This window comes from Paenibacillus pabuli, from assembly GCF_039831995.1.
Taxonomy (GTDB): Bacteria; Bacillota; Bacilli; order Paenibacillales; family Paenibacillaceae; genus Paenibacillus; species Paenibacillus pabuli_C.
In genome coordinates, this window is the sequence record NZ_JBDOIO010000003.1 from 1,848,440 (window position 1) to 1,870,913 (window position 22,474).

Genomic DNA, 22,474 nt, shown 5'->3' on the forward strand with positions numbered 1-22,474 from the left:
AAGACTGCGCTTCGAGCGAAACAACGGTTTCACTCCTCACGCAGCAGTTCCCAAAAACATGTTATTACAAATAATGCGCCACTTGCGCATATATCCTTCAACCCAATGATTAATCTCAGGAACGATGGCGCTCATCAATACTACCGTCATCTTTGGCCAGAATCACCGTATCAGCCATGTCCACAAACAAACCGTTATCGACTACACCTGGCAGCATGTTTAGTTGTACGTTGAGTTCAGCCACGTTGGTTATGGATTCCATTCTGCAGTCCGCAATCAGGTTTCCATTGTCCGTAAGGTAGCGTTCATCCCCATTCATGCGCCATTCTGGTCGGCAACCCAGGTTCTCCAGGGCCTGGAAGGTCCATTCCGATGCAAAAGGAACCACTTCTACCGGCAGTGGAAACTGCCCCAATTGCTGAACCGCTTTGCTGCCATCAGCAACAATGATGAGTTTATCACTATTCGCTGCCACGATTTTTTCACGCAAAAGAGCACCGCCGCCGCCCTTAATCAGATTGAAATCAGGATCAACCTCATCTGCGCCATCAATCGTAATATCCAGCCTTCCAATCTGGTCGAATGGGATAATCGGAATTCCCCACTCGCGAGCCAGCTTGTCCGAAGCTTCCGAAGTAGCCACTGCCTGGATTTGCAGTCCGTCACGCACACGCTCTCCCAATCTGCATATCGCGAAATATGCCGTTGAACCTGTACCGAGTCCAACCTTCATTCCATCCTGAATGTATTCTGCCGCCCGCTCTGCTGCAATTTTTTTCAGATTCATCTAAAATAAACCCCCGCCTGCTTATGATTTGAAAAATGCACACTGTCTTTATTATAGATAAAACCGCTTCCGATGTATATCCATGCCTTCTGCCATGCAGCAGGAAATTTGATCTAACGACAAATCCCGGATTTCGCCATTTTCTGCTATGTAAGTTTATCGTTAGTTAAAATGGTATTAGAGGGCTAGCCTATTACTCTCCCCTTACAAGACAAACGAAAATCTCTCAATAATACACTTACTTTCAAGCATGGCGTCATTTTTAAGGTTTAAAGGTGTTTTTTGTATCATCCTGTTATAAAATACAGATGAGGACTAGAAACTGGAAAATTCTCCAAATAAACAGTTCTAAATACCTATGTAATAAGTGTCATGTCCGCAAATACGTAAATTATTAAAAAAGTTTTAACAAAACTATTCAATTTAACGACATTTCATACGACATATTAAGTATAGATGTGTTTTAATAATTAGACACCTATGGATTATGAGGTACAAAAGTCTCTGCATTACGACTGCGAACCCAAGACCATGGTCGCATACATAAGCTCTGGAGGGGGATCAACAAATGACTTAATTGGCTGCATTCATGCAAGCAAATAAAAGGTTTGTTAATTACAAGAAGATCAGGAGTGGAATTTAGTGAAATCATTTAGTTGGAAAAGCATGTCCTTTTTCTCGAAAAACTTATTACTTTCATTCACGAACATCATTATTATCGGGGTTGCACTGATTGCGAGCAGCTATTACTTCCAGAAGACGGTTCTCGTAGACCAGCTGCATGGACAAGTAGAACAAATTACGAAGAAGTGGGCTGAGGGAATCAACGCAGCCGACGTAGAGGCAGCTATTGCGGAAGGCAGCTATGACGGAAAAGTACAAACCCAGTTGCGTGCTTATTTCGACGAAATGCAAGAGTACTACCCGAATATCGCCCAAGCTTATATCTTTGGTGTAGAACTAGGCGGAGATACGAAAAGAGAAACTTCACTCGTAGCCATGCCAACCAACCTGAGAGAAGCATTCCAGAGCGACAATGTTAATATTGGCGACATGTATGAGCAGCCTGTTGTTGTAGCCAATGCATTGAAAGAAATGCTTAATACGGACCGTCCAACCTTCACGACTTTCTATTCAGACGATTTTGGTACGTGGACAACCATCGCTTATCCGATCAAGGACAGCAACGGCAAAATCTTCTCTTACTTTGCAGTCGATGCAGATGCATCAGCAGTACCTGCCGGACTGAAATCACTGCTTAAAAACGGTATCATCATTCTGGTTGCATTCCTGCTGTTGTTCCTGATTATCCAATACCTGGTAGTTAAAAACACCCTATCCCCAATTCGTCACCTGATCAAAGGCATCGATGACGTTAGCCGGGGTAATTTGAATGTCAGCATACCGACAGGAAAAGATGACCTTGGACTTGTAAATGAGAAGTTCAACACAATGGTTCGCAAAATTAATGACACGATCGTTAAAGTGCAAGTCACTTCTCAAGAGGTTAACCAATCTGCCAAAGAGTTGTACGAGGTATCTGAGAAAAACAGTGAGAACGCAGATTCCATTAACAGTAATGTAACCCAAATCACCTCCAACATCCGTGGGCAGGAACAGGCAAGTATTGATAGTGCCCGGGCTATGGCCGAGATGGCGACTGTGATTCAAACCATTGCCAGCAGTTCCGCTAATGTGGCTGATGAAGCTTATGAGATGGAGCGTCGTTCCCAGCAGGGTAACACGGTTGTTCGCCAGGTGTCTCAGCAAATGACGCTGATTACCGAATCCGTGAAGAACACAGCTTCCGCAATCCAGGTTCTCGAGAGCCGTTCACAAGAAATTGGAGATATCCTGAACATCATCTCTGGCATCTCCAGCCAAACCAACCTGCTTGCACTGAATGCATCCATTGAAGCAGCCCGTGTTGGTGAAGAAGGCCGAGGATTTGCCGTTGTTGCTGGTGAAGTTCGTAAGCTTGCGGAACAATCCGAACAATCCACAAGCCAGATTGCAGTATTGATTGACGAGATTCAAACCGAGATCAAACAAGCTGTCCGCGCAATGGAAAAAGGTACGGCAGAAGTCGATACCGGACTTGACGTTGCTGATCAGACAGGAAAGTTGTTTGAAGATATTCTGGAAGCTGCGAAGAAAGTATCGAATCAAATCCAGGAAGTTTCCAGTGCTACAGAAGAAATCTCTGCAAGTACAGAGGAAATGACTGCAACTGCGGATGATCTGTCTGCCAGCGTTAGCAAAACAGCAGACAGCAGTGAGCGAATTGCCGCTTCCGTAGACGAACAAAAGGCTTCCCTGATCACCCTTGTTGATTCCTCCACCCGTTTGAACAGCATGTCCGAAGAATTACAGGAATTGATCTCTCACTTTAATGTAAGCAAGTCCTAAACAATTGATAAAACAAACGTTATAAATAAGGAGGAAAATAGACGTGATCGATCATCACTCTTCATCTTCCCAGACAGTGGAATCTGAGTTGCCAGTTCTCCAGATTCCACTGGATTTTGGGCGCCGTCAACAATCATTTTCGTATGAATCAGCTCATATACAGCTGCAGCCAATACAGAGCCGTGAACTCACGCAGAAATATGGCTCTACGTCTATTTATAACGCGCTTTTGTCCGCATATGCTGCCTTGTTGTTCCGGTTATCAGGAGAACAGGAATTAGGCGTTGGCACCCTTGATCCGGATCGGTCTGCATCTGTTCTGCTGCTGCAGGTACATGGCAAGATGAGCTTCCGTGAGCTAATTCGTCAAATTACCCTTTTGCAAGAAAAAGGAGATTCTGTGTCGCCGGGCGCGTACCCGGAAACCTTGTTTATGTTTAACAGTGTTCAGCTTCCTCAGGCTCCGCAGGTGCTCAATTGGAATATCCGTGAAGAGCAGAATGTATTCACTCTGGATTTGTTCTTTGATGCATCCCTCCTGAAAGAAGCTACAGTGATGAGATATGCAGAGTACTACCAAACCCTGCTTTTCTCCATGCTTCGTGATGAAGACATGCCCATTGGCTCCGTGGATATTTTATCGGCCTCTGATCGGACGCTGTACCGCGAGATGAATGATACCTGTGTGACTGAACCTGAGCATCAGACCATCCATGGGTGGTTCGAAGCTACGGCAGCCGAGTATCCTGATTCACCTGCGATCACTTCCCCATTTGGCAGGTATAGCTACAGAGAATTGAACGAACGTGCCAACCAAGTCGCACGTGTACTGCTATCGAACGGATTACAAAAGGGTGAATTTGTCAGCATCTTCATGGAACGTAGTCTGGAAACGATTATTTCCTTGCTCGGCATTCTGAAAGCAGGCGGTGTTTATGTTCCGGTCGATCCCGAGCATCCGCAGGAACGAAACAGTTATATCGTGGAGGATACCGCTTCTTCTTTTGTCCTAACCAAGGAGTCCTCTTTCACTGAAGCTTCACGGTTATTCTCTGGCATTCCAACCGTACGGCAGATTCTGGCTGTAGACGGACGCCTCGCTGGTTTTGCAGCAAGTAATCCTAATCTTGATATTCAGCCGGACGATCTCGCTTACATCATCTACACCTCCGGATCCACAGGCAAACCCAAAGGAGCACTCGTGGCCCATCGCGGGGTTGTCAACCTTGGAAGTGTTGTGCAGCGCGATTGTGACATTCAGGCCGGCGACGTATTGACTCAGTTTGCTACATACAGCTTCGATGCTTCCGTGTGGGATACGATCGGTGCACTGTTCTATGGAGCCGAATTGTATCTGTTATCTGCCGAGGAACGTGTGTCTGTAGAGGAGTTCGCCACAGCAATCGAGCGCACGGGCACAACGATCATTACGATCCTGCCTACGATCTTCTTTAATCAGCTTGCATCCTATCTGTCAGACGAAGGGTTCCACAAGCTGGCCAAAGTTAGAATTATCACCGTTGCAGGCGAAGCCCTCTACGGAGAACAGGTTCGCGCCTTCCAGCGCAAATTTGGTAACCAGATTGATATCGTCAATGTGTACGGGCCGACCGAATGTACCGTGGCGACAACGACATACCGGATCAGTGAACAAGTCCCCGATCATGTCGTTAATATTCCAATTGGTAAACCGATTCATAACTACAAAGTGTATATCGTTAATGAAGAGCAGCAGCTATGTCCTGTAGGCGTGCCTGGTGAAGTATATATTGCCACTCCAGCGCTGGCGAAAGGGTACTTGAATCAACCCGAACGTACAGAGCAAGCCTTTATTGATAACCCTTTTGCGATCGATGAGAAAATCTACAAATCCGGTGATATTGCCAAGCTGCTTGATACCGGTTTGCTGGAATACGTCGGACGTAGTGATTCGCAGCTGAAGATCCGCGGTCATCGGATTGAAATCGGTGAGATCGAAGATCATTTTGCCCGCCTTGAAGGAGTTCAGGATGTCGCGGTCATTCCCAAGAAAGAATCCGACGGTCAGAACATGCTTGTGGGATATTTCACTTCCAAAGATGGCACTACGCTGTCCGTTGACGATATCAAAGCCCAATTGGCAGACAAGCTCCCATCCTATTTTGTACCGAAATGGATCTGTCAGCTTGATGAAATGCCCATTGCACCAACCGGCAAAATCCACCGGAAAGCTATGGTATCTCTACCAAACGAAGAGAGACATGAAAATCGCCCGGATCGTGTGATGCCTGAGACAGAGACCGAGGCTATCATATTCAATGCCTGGAAAGAGATTCTCGGCCACAGCGACTTTGGAATCGAAGACAGCTTCTTCACGATCGGTGGCGACTCCTTGCGAGTAATCCATGTCCTGGTTATTCTGAAGCCGCACTATCCACAGCTGAAGATTGCTGACTTCTTTGCAGAGAAAACCATTCGCTCCCTAGCACTTCGGGTACAGTCCCTTGCGCAGATTACCGAGCAGACTGCACCATCCGCTGAGCAAACCGGCGTGATCACCCAACTGGCTGAGCATCCGGTCGAATTGGCATCTCAACTGGGGTACCCCGAGATTCGCAAGCCGGAACATGTCCTGCTAACAGGTGCTACAGGTTATCTTGGCTCACATGTGCTGCAGCAGCTCCTTATTCATTCGGATGCGACAATTCATACACTTGTTCGTCGTCCATCTGACGGCAATACAGCCATGCAGCGTTTGAGCAAGGTTATGGACGGTTACTTCGGTCCTGAGATCAGTGCGCTTCTTGGTTCACGAGTGGAGATTATCGAGGGAGATCTGGAGCAGCCTAACCTGGGTTTAACTGCAGAGCAGACCAGCAATGTGCAAGCCCGGATTGACCGTGTAATCCACTGTGCGGCAGACGTACGACACTTTGGGGATGCTGAACAGTTTGCCAAAACCAATGTAGAAGGTACGGTTGCCCTGCTAAATCTGATTCGCAGCAAACCAGGTGCTTCCTTCCATCATGTCTCCACCATGGGTATACCGGAAGATCTTGCACTCAGTGGACAATGGGAATCATCCCTTCAGTATGATCGTTTCCCGGCAGATCTGCATGTAGAGAATCTGTACTCTGACAGTAAACTTGAAGCAGAGAAAGTGCTGATGATCGCGGCAGAGGAAGGTGTGCCTGTAAGTATCTACCGTGCAGGTAACCTGACATGTCATTCGGAAACGGGACGCTTCCAGTCCAACATCGACAGCAATGCCTTCTACCGCATGATCAAGGCGATGCTCCTTCTCGGCAAGGCCCCTGCTGCCGATTGGATGGTCGATTTTACACCCATTGATTATGCAAGCCAGGCCATCGTTCATTTGGCTCTGCGTGATGACACGGCTGGACGGGTATTCCACATTTGTAATCCGGAGTCGATCAGTTACGATTCCTTGATTGCTTCCGTCAATCGTGCCGGATATGCAGTCGAAACGCTGCCTTTTGACGAATATACCAGCTGGTTATTCGACTCATCCATTAGCAAGGATCCGGAGGCCCTGCAGCTCGCCATTGCCCAATTGGAAGGTGACGGTGCGAAGGATTCTGCATATGTATATGCATGCCCGGTAACAACAGCGTATGTGGAGCCAGCCGGAATTCACTGTGCAAAAGCAGATGATCAATTCATCTCCAGCATGTTGCAATATGCAGTTAACATTGGATATTTCCCTGCTGCTAATCAGCCGCAGCTTGAATCTTCCACATCGCATATTGTGGAGTAATCAATTTACCTATGAATAACAAACAAGCCACCTAGCCGTCATTTCTGACAGCAAGGTGGCTTGTTTATTGTTAAATCCAGCGAATAATCGCAATAACGGCAAGATGAGCCGGGTAAAAGTAACGCCAGATCCACCTTGGCCCTTTTAAACGAAAACCCGCTCCGTAGTACTGCGCAATCGCAATACCTAATGTAGCCACTACACTGTACATCTGCACCGAACTGCTATAGAGCTGGATATAGAGAGCCGTTAACAAAACATGCCCCAGCACAAGTACAGGTCCCTGAAAGTATCGGAATAACATTACAAGAAGCAATCCATACATGCCGTAATCCATGGCCGTCATCTCCATGACAATCCCTGAGCCAATAACAATGGGGATACCCAGTAACCGGTTGGGTAGTTTGTCCAGTGCCAGCAAAACCAGCAGTGACGACCACAAGGTCCACACGACGTTTAAGGACAAGTGATTAAATGCTGCCATGAAAGGGATTTGGGAGATCACTGCGATCCAAAAAAGACGCCAGATATATTTTTGTACATTGCGTGTATGCTTGTACCCGATATAAACAGCGAATGCATATATAGGAAAAGCAATCCGGCCAATGATTCTCAGCTCCTCTACCTGCGGATAAAAGACGGCCCCTATATGATCGATCAACATCGTGATCATGGCGATCCACTGCATCATTTTGCGTTAATCCCTCCCTTGTCTATCTCGGTTTCGAATTTACCTATGCAAGATTATTCACACATTACGTTCATAATACAGGAAGTGATCATCTTTCGCATATCCCTCAGATTCATATAACGCCTTTGCCTGTTTATTGCTTATCGCTGTAGATAAGGTAACTCGAATGGCCCCTGTTTCACTGGCGAAGGTTTGTGCCGCCTGCAGCAGTTTGCGTGCTATGCCTTTCCGTCGGTAGTCCGTATGTACGTAGAGATCATTCAGGACCCATATGGAACCCATGGACACTGAACTGAAGCTTGGATATAACTGAACAAATCCACCTAAATTCCCTTGAGCCGACTCCAATTCCGATTCGGTTTCTGCAATCCATATAACAGATTCATTCTTTTTCAAACGCTCCTGAATGTATTTCATGGCTCCCTCCGTATCAGAAACCTGGTTGTAAAACATTCTGTATTGGTTGAATAGTTCGCCTATCCGCTGGGCATCATCTAACTCTGCCCGTCTAACCCGGTACACCATTTGTTCCATCCCCCTTTAAACGGATTGATTCCTTCATATGTTCATATTTAGTTTAAGGCATTTACAACCATCTACCCATTCATCATCTGCATCAAAGTTTGCAATATAATTCGCCGGTTTGACCATAGCAGCTACATACGCACACATTCCCCTTGCTTCAAGCAGAACAATTGGATAAACAAAAAGGCGAACTGGAGCGTAACTAGCTCCGTCGCCATGACTAAACACTTCACTGGAAATCACTTTAATTCCACACGTTGGTTTTGCGGATTAGGGCTTGTATCTGGGAAAATTACTCCTTTTTTCAGGATCAGATTGGCATATTGGGCACGTTCACCGGTAGCTACAATGGCATAGGCGCGGGAAGCTCTCTCATAGAACGAAAATCGTTCCTCATGATCGAAGGCGTCTGTGATGCCTTCATGCTCCAAGATCAGCCTGCGGTAATCCTCCCAGATAATCGGAACGACCTGATCTCCCTCAACAACCTGCATGACGGCTGCAGGCCGTTCTGCATACGTATCGAGTGGATACAAACTCAAGATGGCTTCCAATAACTCTACGGTTCCCAGCGCGTCACAACGGATGAGATGCCTAGCATGGCTGGCTGCGGGGAAATTGCCATCAGCGAGAACCAATTCGTCCCCATGACCCATCTCGGACATAATCTTAAGCAGTTCTGGAGAAATTATTGCAGGAATGTTTTTCAGCATACTCAGCTCTCCTTGTTAGCTCCACATCGAATGAAGCAGAATGGCCTTCGGTATTCTAAGATGACATCCTTAACTTTCCACCTATGCAGTTCACTTCCATTCTATCAGTATTTTCTAACTTCGCACAATCCAATTTGGAAGCGGATTATATCCAATTATCTTTGACAAAATTGATTGCATAACATATAGTTGTTATAACAAGTAACTAGTTTGAAGTTGATTCATACAGGAAAGTGAGGAATTACGTTCGTATGGAATATTCGCTGGAGCAATCGGTCGGATTTATGCTGGGCTTCACATATCGCAAAGCAGCCGCTTTACTTGCGACCCGCTTCAAACCTTACGATATAACAACCGAGCAATTCTCTGTTCTGTTCAATATCGATAAGGGAGAAGGCGTGAACCAGAAAGAAGTTGCGAGTCGCGTCCTGAAGGATCAACCTACCACTGCACGCATTATTGATCTACTCGAAAAAAAAGGATGGGTTGAACGCCGGACCAGTGAACAGGATCGAAGAGCTTATCTCCTCTACTTGACTGCGGAAGGTAAAGCGTTGATCGATATTCTGGTTCCCATTGAAAGAGAAATGAATAAAGAACTTGCTGAAGGTATACCCGAAGACCAGATGGAAGCATTTAAACATACTCTTTCCCTCATCAATCGCAACTTGTAATGAACTGAACATCAAGGGGGAATGTATTAATATGAAAGACCGATCTACACAGGTTAAACTTTGGACCACCGATTTTATTTTACTCATGCTTTGCAACTTCCTGCTTTTTCTACAGCTGCATATGATTGTTTCTCCTCTTCCTTCCTATGTACAGGAGCGTTTCCACGCTAATGCTTTTGAAGTCAGCCTATTTACCTGTCTTTTTGCACTTAGTGCAATTGCAGCACGCTTGTACTCCGCCAAAGCACTCGAGAAAGGTCTCCGTAATGCCATGATCTACATTGGCCTGTCTGTAGCCCTTCTGGCAACACTCGGGTATTATTTTGCTGCCGGCATAGCTGTACTGTTGCTGCTGCGCATGATTTTTGGTGTTGGTTTTGGATTGAGCAGTACCGCGTTCCCAACCATGGCCTCTGACATTATCCCCGTTAAACGAATGGGCGAAGGAATGGGCTATTTCGGATTATCCACGAGTCTCGCCATGTCCATGGGTCCCATTATCGGGGTCACGTTGCTGCAGGGTTCGGGATTCGTAACACTTATGCTGTGTACAGCCGGCGTAATCGTCGTCATCTATCCGCTCAGTTATTCGTTAACACGTAAGAAAGCAGCACGTTCGCATGCTGGTTCCGCTCAAGCTTCAACCGGGCCCGTAGCGAACGTTTCCGGAACTAGGGAGAAAATCCCTTTTAATCGCAAATTGATCTTGCCCAGTATGTTGAATTGTCTGTTATCCATTACCTATGGTGGACTTGTCGGATTCATCGTGTTATATGGCAAAGAGGCCAATCTGGCCAATCCTGCGCTATTTTTCTTGTTTAACGCGTTAGCTGTACTGCTTGTAAGACCATTTGCAGGCAGATTGTATGATAGCAAGGGTCCCAAAGCTTTGCTTATTCCTGGAGCGATTTTTGTTGCTGTTGGACTGATTATCCTCTCTTTTGCAACGTCCATGCCGATTTTGTTTGTAGCAGCATTTATATACGGCATTGGATATGGTTCCATGCAATCTTCACTGCAGACCTGGATGATTCAAATTGTAGCTCCAACCCAGCGCGGGATGGCGAACGGTATGTTCTTGAATACACTTGATTTGGGGATTGCTATGGGAGCTCTGCTGCTTGGTGCTATCGCCTCCATGACAAGCTACACAGATATGTACCGGTATTCTGTCATATTCATGATTGTGTTCTTGCTGATCTACCTTATTCAAGGTAAACGAAGTGGAACTTTCGCCGTTTCCGTTCATCCGCTGCTTGCCCATACGCATATATCGGCCACGGAATCAGACTCCAAGGAGAAGAATTCAGACACATCGGTTGAAAAATAAATATTTCCGCATTATTAAAAAACGCGTTTGCCAGTTGAGAAGTATGTTCTCACCAGCAAACGCGTTTTTGTTAAATTTGCAGATTATTAAAAAGGACTTTTCTTTCGCCTAACGGGTACTCGCCGAGGTACATGATTCGTCTCCGCATTTTGCTCCAACTTGTCATGGGCTTCCCCTGAGTTGGGTTGTTTCCCTTTTTCCGGCTTAACCGCAAATAACGTAAGCAGACCACCTACGGCTCCAGAAGCTGCGATTACAACAAAGAGAATAAAATGCGAAGTCCCAATGAGTAGGGATACCACCGGCGGCCCCAAAGAAACGCCAATAAATCGCATACTGCTGAACAAGGCTGTAATTGTACCGCGCTGCGCTTTGTCAACGCCTTCAGTAATCAGTGCATCAAGACATGGGAGCGTGGCCCCAATCCCTACACTTCCGAGCGTGAATAATCCCACCACCAGGTAAATGTTATCCCAGAGTCCCATAATGACCAGAGCGCCGGTCAGAATCACCAGTCCCGTAAATCCTACCCATTTCATGCGAACCTTGCTCTTGCCTATCCATTTGCCTGCGAGGAATGACGACAAGCACAGGGCCGCCAGCGGTATTGCAAGCACAAGACCCTTAAGTACGCCTTTGAGCTTGTACTCCGACTCCAGCGTTTCCGACAAATAAAAAAGCACGCCAAATATAACAAACATGCAAATCCCACCGATGGCAAAGAGTGCATATAGCCAGCGGCCTTTTTCTTTAAGCACTGTGCGAACGGATGAGACAAACTCGGTGAAGGTCGGTGGCTTTTCTTTTTTCTTCGGCGTTTTCACCAGAAAAATAACGAGTACCAGTGAAAGCAAACAGAGCACCGGTATCGCCATAAACGGCAGGTACCAAAGCCATACAGCGAGTGCAGCACCCAAAATGGGGCTTATAACTTTACCGAACGTATTGGATGTTTCGATAATACCCAAACTCTTGCTGACCTGCTTCTCGTCGTCAAACATGTCGCCAACAAGTGGAATGACGATGGGAAAGGCCCCAGCTGCGCCTATTCCTTGCAGAAGCCTTCCACCAAGTATAGTCCAATACGCTATGCTTCCGTCCAGCAGTAATGCAGCTACGCCCGCTACGGCACCCCCTGCTGCAGCAATAATAAGGCTGGGGATAATGACCGCTTTACGTCCGAATCGATCCGACAGATACCCTGCAATCGGAATCAACAGTATGGCAACTACTGCGTATACCGTGATAAGCATGCTGACCTTGAAAGAAGAAACTTTCAGTTCACGCTCAATCTGGGGAAGGATCGGAATTAGCATGGAGTTACCCAAAGTCATAATCACCGGGATGGAAGCAAGTGCGACGAGGTCCCACTTTTTATCTTTCATGCCTTAACCACCTTTACGAGATCGGAAAACAACAATGTTAGTGTGGTTTGTTCGCCAATGGTTTATACGGGATATGTAAAAAAGTTCAGTTGCATGCATGTAAAAAAACCGTTCTGGATTTTGGAGTCCGGAACGGTCTATGCATATTAATGATCGTAGTGAAATATAACGTTTTCAGTTCGCTGCAAGGGCTAACATTTTAATTGGAACTGCTGAACGGCTGCGCCACCTTGGAACACAATATATAAACGATCAAGCTCCTGCTCAGGTTGGAGCGGGCATTGCACCGTTGTCCATTCGATGTCAGAACGACCTTGACCCAGTGCAGAGTCAGATATATTCATGGGCACAGAACATGTCCCAAGAACCGGTCCATCTGGAGCTCCTGAACGAATCTGCAGTTCACCATTTTTTCCAAAAGCAGCTACCCGTGCCTCAAATGCATGAGCTCCTTGTGTTCCGTTATTCAGGAAACCAATCCAGGCGGCCTGATCTTCCTTATACAATGGTTCTCCAGGAGCAACGACCCGAACTGCCGATCGCCCTTCCAGGCACTCATCCAGGAGCACACCTGCATACTCATCAAAATTTTCTGCAAATGTTGGCAAGTCCAGTCGGCGGGCTGGTATAATCTCTCCCTCGATCTCCATATCGGTTGTCTGACGAATATCCTCCGAAGAGCGTCCAGCCATAAAGGACCAGGTCGCTGTCTCCACGCAGTACCGCTCACGTGTGACATCCCAGAAGGCAAGCTTTTGCACAGGGATTTCAAAAGATACCGTCTCCACTTCGCCAGATGCAAGATGTATACGCTTAAAGCCAATTAATTGCTTCAAAGGCCGCTTCACTCGGGATGTCTGCGGGTGCCCATAGATTTGTACCACTTCATCACTTGCAACTTCTCCTGCATTTCGGACTTGCACTTCAACTTTCAACACATCCGTTCCGGATGCTACTTCTATTCGCTGAGCGCTAATTCCATCATATTCGAACGGGGAATAAGTCAAACCATGACCAAATGGATATAGTACCGGACCCTCATGGTACATATATGTCGTACCGTTATTAATAATATCGTAATCCATCATATCGGGAAGCTGAGATTCATCCTCGTACCAGGTCATATTCAGTCTACCTGCCGGAGCATACGCGCCAAGCAGCACATCTGCAACCGCATGTCCAAGCTCTTGCCCTGCATGGGTCAAGGATACGATGGCTGGAGCGATGTCCTTTAACTCCTGCAATGTAAATGGATAACTTCCTACAATCACTACAATGGTATTCGGATTTACCTTGCAAACCTCTTTGACTAGACGGATCTGCTCAGACGGGAGGGTGAGACCTGGCCGATCGATTTCTTCCTTGCCATTAATATAGGGACTATTGCCGACAACCACAACAGCTGAATCACTTGCTTTTGCAGCAGCTACTGCTCGCTGAATACCGTCTATCTCGACATGCTTCACCAGTGTAACCGGCTCCTTCGCTCCAATCACCGAGTTACTCACTTTTGATGCTTCCACTCCATCCTCCGGTGTAGCAGTAACTGGTGCCAAAACATGCTTGCCCTGATGTTCAGCAAGGCCCAATGGAATTCCATTCCACGTCCGCAACAAGCTGCTGTCATCGATCTGGGGATCAAATTGCACGACTTCCTTCACAAACCATCCACCGATCTCTGGTGCAATCGCCTGATATTTACCTTCCTCGTTTAACGTAACATAACGATTATTCTTCACGCTTCGCAGCGTATGGCTTCCCCATCCCCAATCCTGGTGAACGAACGTAGCCCCCTCGGCACTGCCTTCAGGAACGGCAACAATGATTCCTTCGTCCCCGATGGATAATACCTGCCCTTCCGTAGTCTTGAGACTGATTCGATCATTTCCGTCCTCATAGAGGATCTCTGTATCAGTCAATCGGTTCCGCAAACCATCCAGTGCCGTGATATGATACGGCAGCGTACCGCTGTACCAATCGGTGAACACCGCATCCGCGAGAGGTCCAATGACGCTCACTTTGCGAAGTGCATCAGACTTTAATGGGAGCAAACCCTCATTTTTCAGCAAAACGATGGATTCTACCGCAGCTCGATAGCTTAAATTGGCATGTTCTGGCGCACACAGGACAGACTCCGGTATAGACGCATATGGATTAAGACCCGAGCGGTCCAGTTGTCCTAGGCGCATGCGCACACCAAATATGTTGCGAATAGCCCGGTCCAGATCTTCTTCTTCCAGTAAATTTCGATCAAGGGCCTCTTCCAATGCAGAGACCACCAGATCCACTTCATCGGTCAGGCAATCCACACCTGCCTTCAAGGCACCTGCCGCAGATTCGGCGTGCGTCGCATGGTATCCATGGTAGTTTACGGTTTGGGAGAGGTCTCCTCCGTCACAGACGATAAAACCAGGCATAGCCCATTCGCCTTTGACCACATCGTTCACATAAGGACTTTCAATTGCAGGGGTCCCGTTGATGGAATTATAGGCTGTCATCATGGATAAGGCACCACCCTCAACAAACGGTGTCTCAAATGCCTTAAGATAGTACTCACGTAAATTCCGCGGATCAATGCTGGATGAACAATTTAGCCGGTCTTTTTCGTTATTATTGGCGAAAAAGTGCTTCAGGGTAGCTACCATTTTCAAATAAAATGAATGATTCCCCTGCATGCCTTGCACGAGAGCTGCCGACATCTCACCCGTTAATACAGGGTCTTCACCATAGCCTTCTTCTGTTCTTCCCCAACGTGGATCACGCTCCAGATCGACGGTTGGTGCCCATAAGGTCAAGCCGTGGCGTTCAGGTTCGCGATGGTGGTAGGCTCTGGCCTCATCTCCAATGACTGAACCAATTTCACGCATGAGTGCCGTATTCCATGTGCTGGAGAGTCCGAGAGGCTGTGGAAAAACGGTTGCTTCCCCTTTCCAGGCCACCCCATGGGCAGCTTCACCCCCAACGTTGTATGCAGGAATCCCCAGCCGCGGGACAGCTGCTTCACGAGTAGGAATCAGGCTGATCTTCTCTTCTATCGTTAAACGTTCAATCAGGTCATCCAATCGCCGTTCGAGCGGCAATGCTGCATCCCACATGGGGTATTGTTCATATTCCTTCATACTAAATCCTCCTAATTATTGATATGGTACAAGGATCATCTTCCATTGTTCCGAATAATCTGTATGCTCCAGCTGTATTCTGTAGGTTGTATTGAATAGTCCGCCCTGAAAGAGCGAATAACCCTTTACTTTGGTAGCGGTTCCAAAAGTTTCTCTACCAATTGATGTAATATTTCGGTCGTGATAACTCGGTGTAAACCTGTAGAAATGGTACTCAATTGCTTTCATACCCCTATCCATTTCTGTCTATCCTAAATCATACTATGTTTTGCTCGCTGCAACCACTTCTGCCTGTCTCCGTTGTAGACAAACAGAACGGCACCTTGCGGTACCGTCCTCTAAGTCATACATGCTAATTACAATTGAATGGAGAGCGAGCTTACGCCTGCTGCTGCAGTTACAACAACGCCCTGTTCACCAGAAGCCTGAGATCCACCCTCGACACTGGATACACTTCCGATGCCGCGCAGAACCACATTCCATGGTTTGCCTGCACCTTCAGCACGCACCTCCAGAACAGATCCATTACGGGTTACGTTAACAACCAGTTCCTGCTCAGCCTGTTGATTCACAACAACCGCTTGTGCAGTGTTGCCATCAGCAAGCTCGAACAAGTGCAGGGAAACGTCATTTGCAAAATCATAATCCGGTTTGCTATTGGTCGCACCCACTGCAACCAAACTGTTTGGTTTGATCATCATTGGCAATGTGCGGAAGTTGTGATTCTCACGTACAAAACGACCGCCTTGCACTTTATCACCTGTAAGGAAGTTTGTCCACGTTCCTTCTGGCAAGTAGTAAGTTACATCGCCTTCCTTATTAAAGATTGGCGCAACAAGGATCGAATCACCAAACATGTATTGAGTATCGAGGCTGTATGTTGCAGGATCTTCTGGGAATTCCAGCACCATGGCACGCATCATCGGAATGCCTTTCACAGTCGATTCCTGAGCAGAATTGTAAAGGTATGGCATCAGGCTGTTTTTAAGTTTGGTGAAGTCACGTACAACGTCCACGGATTCCTCGTCAAAGAGCCAAGGCACACGATACGAAGTACTTCCGTGTAAACGGCTGTGAGAAGACAACAATCCGAATTGTACCCAGCGTTTGTAAACGTCAGGGGTCGCTGTATTTTCAAATCCGCTGATATCATGACTCCAGAAGCCGAAGCCGGAAAGTCCGAGGGACAAGCCGCCGCGAAGCGATTCAGCCATGGATTCATACGTAGAAGAGCAGTCTCCGCCCCAGTGAACCGGGAACTGTTGACCACCTGCTGTTGCCGAGCGGGCAAACAGGGCTGCTTCGTTCTTGCCAATCTTCTCTTCAAGCAATTCAAATACAGCTTTGTTATAGAGATGTGTATAGTAGTTGTGCATTTTAACCGGATCAGAGCCGTCAAAGTATACAACATCGGTTGGAATTCTTTCACCGAAGTCTGTCTTGAATGAATCTACACCTTGATAAAGCAGCACTTCCAGCTTGCTCTTATACCAATTAACAGCATCCGGATTCGTGAAATCAACCAGAGCCATCCCTGCTTGCCACATATCCCATTGCCATACGCTGCCATCAGCTGTTTTTACCAGATAACCGTTCTCCATACCTTCATCAAACAAGTAGGATTTTTCTGCAATATAAGGGTTAATCCAAGCACATATTTTAAGACCTTTGTCTTTCAGACGGCGAATCATGCCTTCCGGATCCGGGAACATCTCTTTATCCCATACGAAATCAGACCATTGGTATTCCTTCATCCAGAAGCAGTCAAAATGGAATACGGAAAGTGGAAGATCACGTTCAGCCATGCCGTCCACGAAATGGTTAACCGTTGCTTCATCATAATCTGTTGTGAATGATGTTGTCAGCCACAGACCAAACGTCCATGCCGGTGGAAGCGCTGGTTTACCTGTTAATTTAGTGTAATTATCAAGTACATCCTTTGGATTGTCACCGCCGATAATAAAGTATTCCAAAGTTTCGCCTTCTACGCTGAACTGCACTTTAGATACATTCTCAGATGCAATCTCATACGATACGCGTTCAGGATGGTTTACAAATACGCCATATCCTTTGCTGGACAAATAGAAAGGAATGTTCTTGTAGGACTGCTCGCTGCTTGTACCGCCGTCTTCATTCCAAGTGTCAACCACTTGACCGTTCTTAACAAACGGTGTGAAGCGCTCGCCAAGACCGTAAACGTATTCACCTACGCCAAGATCAAGCTGCTCGCGGAAATACGCTTCTTTCGTTGGGCCTGTAATATAACCAGCCGCTCTCTGGCCACTTCCTGTAATCCGTTTTCCTCCATAAAGGAAGCTGACGTCCCAACCTTTTGTTTTGTCAATTTGAACTTCAAGATTGCCGCTTTTCAAAACAGCACCTTGTTCATCTTGCGAGATGTCAACATTCACATCTTGATGGTTGAGTTCAAATTCAGGCCCTTTATTCACTCTTCCCTTATGGTGATTCAAGGTTACACGAATAACGTTAGGCATAGGTGAGCTGTACGTTGCTTTAAGCAATGTACCGTTCAACGTGTCACCTTTGGTGCGAATATATTTAGTTGCCGCATATACGGTCAAAGAATCCCCTTTTTGCACAATATCACGAATGTCAGTCGGGTTTTGAATTTGGTATCCTTCACGAGTCATCCAGAATCCATCAGTAAATTTCATGTTTTCTTTCCCCCTTCGGTTATACTATAATAATATTGATATTAATCATGGTTTTCTTCCGATATTTTGACTAAATATATCACGATTTTGATATTTCCTGTCCGATTCTTAAACAAGATCACCAATCTATGGAAACGATTACATTAATAATAACATCAAAGGAGAACCTTCTATGGAACGTGAACAATTACGGGAGGACCGGATTCACGGTAATGCAATGTATCCCGTCAGTGTTTATCCGGATATTGAACAGTTAAATGGAGATAGCATTCTGGATTGCCACTGGCACGATGAGATGGAATTTACGATGGTTACCCAAGGCAGCGCAGTGTTCCAGATTGACATGAATACAGTGGAGGTGAAAGCGGGCGAAGCGATTTTTGTCAACCGTGGCGAAATTCATGCAGGCTATTTGAAAAGCGACCTCCCCTGCGTTTTCTCCTCCATCGTGTTCAGTCCGGAGCTGCTGGGCAGCCGTACCTTCGATGCCGTACAGGAGAAGTTCATTGGACCCCTCGTTCATAAGACGCTGATCCCTCCATTTCATATGAAGCCGGAGGATGACTGGGGGCGCGAGATCCTCCTGCATCTCCAACAGATCTTCGCTGATCATGCGAACGGTTCGGAGACCTGTGAGATGACAACCAAAGCCTATCTGTATCTCATTTTCGCCCGTATGTTTGACCACATGCGCCCTGCGCCTGTCAAAGGTACCGTCCCAACGGGCAGTCATGACAAAGTGGAGCGGCTCAAATCCGTGCTTGGCTACATTCATAAACGCTACCCTGAGCCGCTGAAGCTGAAGGAACTGGCAGATGAGGCCAATATGAGCGAAGGACACTTTTGTCGTTTTTTCAAGCAGATGGTGCAGAAAAGTCCTGTCGACTACATTAACTACTACCGTGTGCAGCAAGCCTGTTATCAGCTCGAGAACACGGATCACAAAATCGTGGATATTGCCATGGATGTCGGTTTCGAACATCTCAGCTATTTCATCACAACATTCAAAAAACACAAAAATACCACCCCCTCGCAGTATCGGAAAATGTTTTATGAGAAAGTGGCCATGGAGCCTGCACTTATATGAAAGAAAAAGGTGCCTACAGCGATTATGCTGCAAGCACCTTTTCTTTTTTGAGCTAAATAGTTTTGCCTTTGTTACCGTGTATATTACTTCAACGTTTTCCACGAAGAGTATTCATGTATGGAGAATCCGTTGAATGATGAGTGCTCTTCCGCCAACTTCTCCACCAGCTTAAGCTGAGATTCCATATACGCTGAGCCTTCCTCATAAAATGTAATGAATTCGCCTTCCTTGCTCTGCTTCGTCTCTACGGCAATGGATATTGTTTTGCCCAGCAGGGAAGCTTCTGCTAGCTCGTCTTTTGCCACGTTATAGATTGCTGCAGCCGTATCGCGGTAAGCCATAATCGTAATGGAATCAAATTTGCGGATCATCCAGCTGCTCACAGCCATCGTTGAACCCGGAATGTTGTAGTTATCCAGCCAGAAAGGCAAGTCTGCAGCCACAGGCATATTCATCAGGGCAGCGCGGTCAACAATATATTGAACATTCCCTTGCCACTGCGTAATAACACTGGCCTGATTGGTTTTCCACTCCGGATGGACATGTGGTTCAATATCGAGATGAATCCCTGCAAATTTCTCGTTAGGCTCGACCTGATTCTGATAGGCTTCGATCCAGTCGAGGAAACTTGCAATTTGTTCTCTACTTTCGGTCAGTCCCCAAGCCGCTCTTCCGTCCATTACATCGACAGCGATATTATAAGCTCTGGCCTTCCGAATGAAGTCTGTATAGTAGGGAATCTTCACATCGCGATTAATCTGCAGATAGATCGTGTTGATATCGTGATCCACGGCAAATTTCAACACCTCTTGCGGATTGTTCGCAATCTGAGTGGTATCCCAAACCCAAGTCGCCCTAAGCGGTCCTTCTACGTTGCCATGGATGGATTCATAACTTTCTACAGAACCCTGCGCAATGCTCTTGGATGAGAACGTGACACCCGCAATCAGGACCAAACAGCTGATGATTTTAATAAAATGAAACCCCCGCTTGCTTTGCATATTTGTACACTCCCCTTGTAATTTACCGCTCCATCGTCGTAATTCGGAAGAATATTTGTCGCTTTACCATTCATTTTATGAATCAGATAAACAATTCGTTTATGCATTTGCTTTCATATGCAATATCATCTTCTAGACTTACGACGAAAGAATCATATAAGATTATTTCGGGAATTCACACTTCTGTATTCATAGTTCTAAAGTCTTATTTATTCATTTTTTTTGAATTTACACGGATAATTTCCACAACTTCTGTCGTAATTTCCATATCAGAATAACCAACAGAAGGCCCAGGAAGCGTTTTCTCAAAGGAACACGAAAAAAAGCCGCCCTAAGGGCGACTTTCACTTCATCCATCCATGTTATGTTATTTTCTGTTCATCATTTGCATAAAAACCAGCGAGAGAACACTTTCTCCTATTAAGTTCCCGCAGGTGTAATGGGGCTGCTGTCCGTGATCTCATCAAATAGCGTTACCAGTTCAATTCCGTCTGCCGAGATACGTACTAACCCCTTATCCGACAAACGCAGCTCGGGAATAACAACCAGAGCAAGCAGGGAAAGTGTCATAAACGCATTATTCAGAGTACAGCCTGCAGATTGCAGTGCTTCACTGATTGCAGCGGATTGTGCAGCGACCTCTTCAAATGGCTCAGTGGACATTAATCCTGCGATCCGAAGCGGAAACTCGGTTAATCCTTCATCCGTAATCACGGCTACCCCGCCTTGCATGCAAATCACGCGATTACCTGCCTCAGCCATCAAGGCATCATCGTTACCGATAATTAGAAGATTGTGACTGTCATGAGCTACCGTCATAGCAATGGCTGCAGGACGTGTGAATCCAATGCCGCCAACGAGAGCAACTGCCTTGTTTCCGGTTCGTTTATGTCGTTCCAGTACAGCAATTTTGCAGATATCCCCCGTCGTGGACACAACCACCTGACCATTTTGCACTTGTACAGGAACATGTTTCTCTTTGGTATCCACATGGTTTTCGGTCACATGAATGATCTTCGCCCCAAGGGTCCCCTCAGTAATCGGCGCTGCCAGTTCCATGTCCTTCGGCTGAATATTGGCTTCCAGTTTCACCGTATTCAGCGCTTCTTCCGGATAAGTGAAGCTATCCCAAACGGCAGACATCTTCCCCTTCTCTGCGACAATATGCCCGGCAGCAATGGTCATGCCCACACGCACATCTGCCAGTCGGCCATCCAGCAAAATGATATCAGCTATATTGCCCGGGATAACCGCACCAATATCACGTGCCACACCGAAACGTTCAGCTGTGTTTATCGTTGCCATTTGGAACGCAGTTACAGGTTTGACACCCTGTGAAATGGCCAAACGAACGACAAAGTCCATATGTCCTTCTTTGAGCAGCGATTCAGAACTCCGATCATCGGTCACCAGCATCATTCGGCGAGTATCCAGCCCGAGTTCAGTACAGGCTTTGATGGTTTCGGCAACATCATGCCACGCCGATCCCTGGCGCATTTTGGCATACATGCCGAGTCGCAGACGCTCCAATACATCTTCCTTCGTTACACATTCATGATCTCCAGTAACACCACTTGCTGCATAGACAGGTAAACGCCAATCGTCCGCTGCCCAGGTAAAGTGACCGTCCGCCACCTTGCCGGCCCGCAGCGTAGCTTGGATTTCTCCGATCATCGATTCATCCCCGTACACGACACCCGGGAAATTCATGACTTCACCAAGCCCAATCATGTCAGGTCCCCAGGAGAGAGCCTCAGCCACTTCCTCAGGTCCAATGTAAGCCCCTGTCGTCTCCAAGCCAGGATGTGTTGAAGGCACACAGGAAGCCACCTGCATATAGGCAGCCATTGGTGTAGTTCTCGCTTCGTCCAGCATAAGCCGCAGACCCTTGAGTCCAAGAACGTTGGAAATCTCATGCGGGTCAAAAAAACCACCGGTTGTACCCGAAGGCAGCACGGCTCTCGCAAACTCAGTCACCTTCATCTGGGTGCTCTCGATGTGGCAATGTCCATCCAGCAATCCTGGAGCAATGTATCTTCCTTCTGCTTCGATGATGCGTGTATGTTCTCCGATCGTATGGCTCACATCCTTGCCAACATAGGCAATTCGCGCTCCCTGCACCGCAACCGACATATCCGGCAAAATTTCACCTGAGATGACATTGACCAGCGTCCCTCCCCGAATGACTAATGTCGCCTTCAGATCTCCCCGCGCTGTTGCTACCAGATCAGGTACACAGTCTGCCATTAATGGCCGTTCAAAAGATGGTTTGTTCATGCCACTGCCTCCTTCATTCATTAACGATCCCAAAAAAATATATT

General features: G+C 46.8%; 14 protein-coding genes. 5 read left to right on the top strand and 9 right to left on the bottom strand.

The features are described 5' to 3' along the window. Nucleotides 1–115: 115 nt before the first annotated feature. The gene (gene rpiA / locus ABGV42_RS10325; protein ID WP_347381579.1) at nt 116–787 is read right to left on the bottom strand and encodes a ribose-5-phosphate isomerase RpiA; all 672 of its coding nucleotides are present in this window, start codon (nt 785–787) and stop codon (nt 116–118) included. 666 nt (nt 788–1,453) lie between these two features. Here rpiA and ABGV42_RS10330 point away from each other — a divergent pair. Together ABGV42_RS10330 and ABGV42_RS10335 are read left to right on the top strand one after the other, a co-directional pair. Then, on the top strand, nt 1,454–3,196 hold the full coding sequence (locus ABGV42_RS10330) for a methyl-accepting chemotaxis protein (RefSeq protein ID WP_347383197.1): 1,743 nt from the start codon (nt 1,454–1,456) through the stop codon (nt 3,194–3,196). Between the two features lie 43 nt (nt 3,197–3,239). After that, a complete protein-coding gene (locus ABGV42_RS10335; protein WP_347381580.1) occupies nt 3,240–6,953 on the top strand; it encodes an amino acid adenylation domain-containing protein in 3,714 nt (1,237 codons plus the stop codon). Between the two features lie 70 nt (nt 6,954–7,023). Here the strand turns inward: ABGV42_RS10335 and ABGV42_RS10340 are convergent, their stop codons facing one another. The 3 genes from ABGV42_RS10340 to fucU form a co-directional block, all read right to left on the bottom strand. Continuing rightward, on the bottom strand, nt 7,024–7,644 hold the full coding sequence (locus tag ABGV42_RS10340) for a TraX family protein (protein WP_347381581.1): 621 nt from the start codon (nt 7,642–7,644) through the stop codon (nt 7,024–7,026). Between the two features lie 57 nt (nt 7,645–7,701). After that, entirely contained in the window at nt 7,702–8,178 is a 477-nt protein-coding gene (locus tag ABGV42_RS10345; RefSeq protein ID WP_347381582.1) for a GNAT family N-acetyltransferase, read from the bottom strand. A gap of 230 nt (nt 8,179–8,408) precedes the next feature. After that, entirely contained in the window at nt 8,409–8,882 is a 474-nt protein-coding gene (gene fucU / locus ABGV42_RS10350) for an L-fucose mutarotase (protein ID WP_347381583.1), read from the bottom strand. A 251-nt stretch (nt 8,883–9,133) separates the two neighbouring features. Here fucU and ABGV42_RS10355 point away from each other — a divergent pair, with 251 nt between their 5' ends. Together ABGV42_RS10355 and ABGV42_RS10360 are read left to right on the top strand one after the other, a co-directional pair. Further along, nucleotides 9,134–9,556 carry a MarR family winged helix-turn-helix transcriptional regulator gene (locus ABGV42_RS10355; RefSeq protein WP_347381584.1) on the top strand — a complete coding sequence of 141 codons (423 nt, stop codon included), beginning with the start codon at nt 9,134–9,136 and terminating at the stop codon, nt 9,554–9,556. 31 nt (nt 9,557–9,587) lie between these two features. After that, a complete protein-coding gene (locus ABGV42_RS10360) occupies nt 9,588–10,886 on the top strand; it encodes an MFS transporter (RefSeq protein ID WP_347381585.1) in 1,299 nt (432 codons plus the stop codon). A gap of 86 nt (nt 10,887–10,972) precedes the next feature. Here the strand turns inward: ABGV42_RS10360 and ABGV42_RS10365 are convergent, their stop codons facing one another. From ABGV42_RS10365 to yicI, 3 genes are all read right to left on the bottom strand, one after another. Then, the gene (locus ABGV42_RS10365) at nt 10,973–12,271 is read right to left on the bottom strand and encodes an MFS transporter (RefSeq protein ID WP_347381586.1); all 1,299 of its coding nucleotides are present in this window, start codon (nt 12,269–12,271) and stop codon (nt 10,973–10,975) included. A 191-nt stretch (nt 12,272–12,462) separates the two neighbouring features. Further along, entirely contained in the window at nt 12,463–15,390 is a 2,928-nt protein-coding gene (locus tag ABGV42_RS10370) for a glycoside hydrolase family 3 C-terminal domain-containing protein (RefSeq protein WP_347381587.1), read from the bottom strand. 356 nt (nt 15,391–15,746) lie between these two features. Continuing rightward, nucleotides 15,747–18,065, bottom strand: coding sequence for an alpha-xylosidase (gene yicI, locus ABGV42_RS10375; RefSeq protein ID WP_347381588.1), 2,319 nt, complete (start codon nt 18,063–18,065; stop codon nt 15,747–15,749). A 172-nt stretch (nt 18,066–18,237) separates the two neighbouring features. On the opposite strand from yicI, the gene ABGV42_RS10380 reads away from it, so the two are divergent. Continuing rightward, nucleotides 18,238–19,152, top strand: coding sequence for a helix-turn-helix domain-containing protein (locus ABGV42_RS10380; RefSeq protein ID WP_347381589.1), 915 nt, complete (start codon nt 18,238–18,240; stop codon nt 19,150–19,152). An 83-nt stretch (nt 19,153–19,235) separates the two neighbouring features. Here the strand turns inward: ABGV42_RS10380 and ABGV42_RS10385 are convergent, their stop codons facing one another. Next, the gene (locus tag ABGV42_RS10385) at nt 19,236–20,153 is read right to left on the bottom strand and encodes a hypothetical protein (protein ID WP_347381590.1); all 918 of its coding nucleotides are present in this window, start codon (nt 20,151–20,153) and stop codon (nt 19,236–19,238) included. A 420-nt stretch (nt 20,154–20,573) separates the two neighbouring features. After that, nucleotides 20,574–22,430 carry an adenine deaminase gene (locus ABGV42_RS10390; protein WP_347381591.1) on the bottom strand — a complete coding sequence of 619 codons (1,857 nt, stop codon included), beginning with the start codon at nt 22,428–22,430 and terminating at the stop codon, nt 20,574–20,576. Nucleotides 22,431–22,474 lie beyond the last annotated feature (44 nt).

Excerpts from the sequence above, each read along its gene's own strand:
- ABGV42_RS10340 (WP_347381581.1), bottom strand. The coding sequence starts at position 7,644 with ATGATGCAGTGGATCGCCATGATCACGATGTTGATCGATCATATAGGG.
- ABGV42_RS10360 (WP_347381585.1), top strand. The coding sequence starts at position 9,588 with ATGAAAGACCGATCTACACAGGTTAAACTTTGGACCACCGATTTTATT.
- ABGV42_RS10385 (WP_347381590.1), bottom strand. The coding sequence starts at position 20,153 with ATGCAAAGCAAGCGGGGGTTTCATTTTATTAAAATCATCAGCTGTTTG.
- ABGV42_RS10365 (WP_347381586.1), bottom strand. The coding sequence starts at position 12,271 with ATGAAAGATAAAAAGTGGGACCTCGTCGCACTTGCTTCCATCCCGGTG.
- ABGV42_RS10390 (WP_347381591.1), bottom strand. The coding sequence starts at position 22,430 with ATGAACAAACCATCTTTTGAACGGCCATTAATGGCAGACTGTGTACCT.
- ABGV42_RS10370 (WP_347381587.1), bottom strand. The coding sequence starts at position 15,390 with ATGAAGGAATATGAACAATACCCCATGTGGGATGCAGCATTGCCGCTC.
- ABGV42_RS10345 (WP_347381582.1), bottom strand. The coding sequence starts at position 8,178 with ATGGAACAAATGGTGTACCGGGTTAGACGGGCAGAGTTAGATGATGCC.
- rpiA (WP_347381579.1), bottom strand. The coding sequence starts at position 787 with ATGAATCTGAAAAAAATTGCAGCAGAGCGGGCGGCAGAATACATTCAG.
- fucU (WP_347381583.1), bottom strand. The coding sequence starts at position 8,882 with ATGCTGAAAAACATTCCTGCAATAATTTCTCCAGAACTGCTTAAGATT.
- ABGV42_RS10380 (WP_347381589.1), top strand. The coding sequence starts at position 18,238 with ATGGAACGTGAACAATTACGGGAGGACCGGATTCACGGTAATGCAATG.
- ABGV42_RS10355 (WP_347381584.1), top strand. The coding sequence starts at position 9,134 with ATGGAATATTCGCTGGAGCAATCGGTCGGATTTATGCTGGGCTTCACA.
- ABGV42_RS10330 (WP_347383197.1), top strand. The coding sequence starts at position 1,454 with ATGTCCTTTTTCTCGAAAAACTTATTACTTTCATTCACGAACATCATT.
- yicI (WP_347381588.1), bottom strand. The coding sequence starts at position 18,065 with ATGAAATTTACTGATGGATTCTGGATGACTCGTGAAGGATACCAAATT.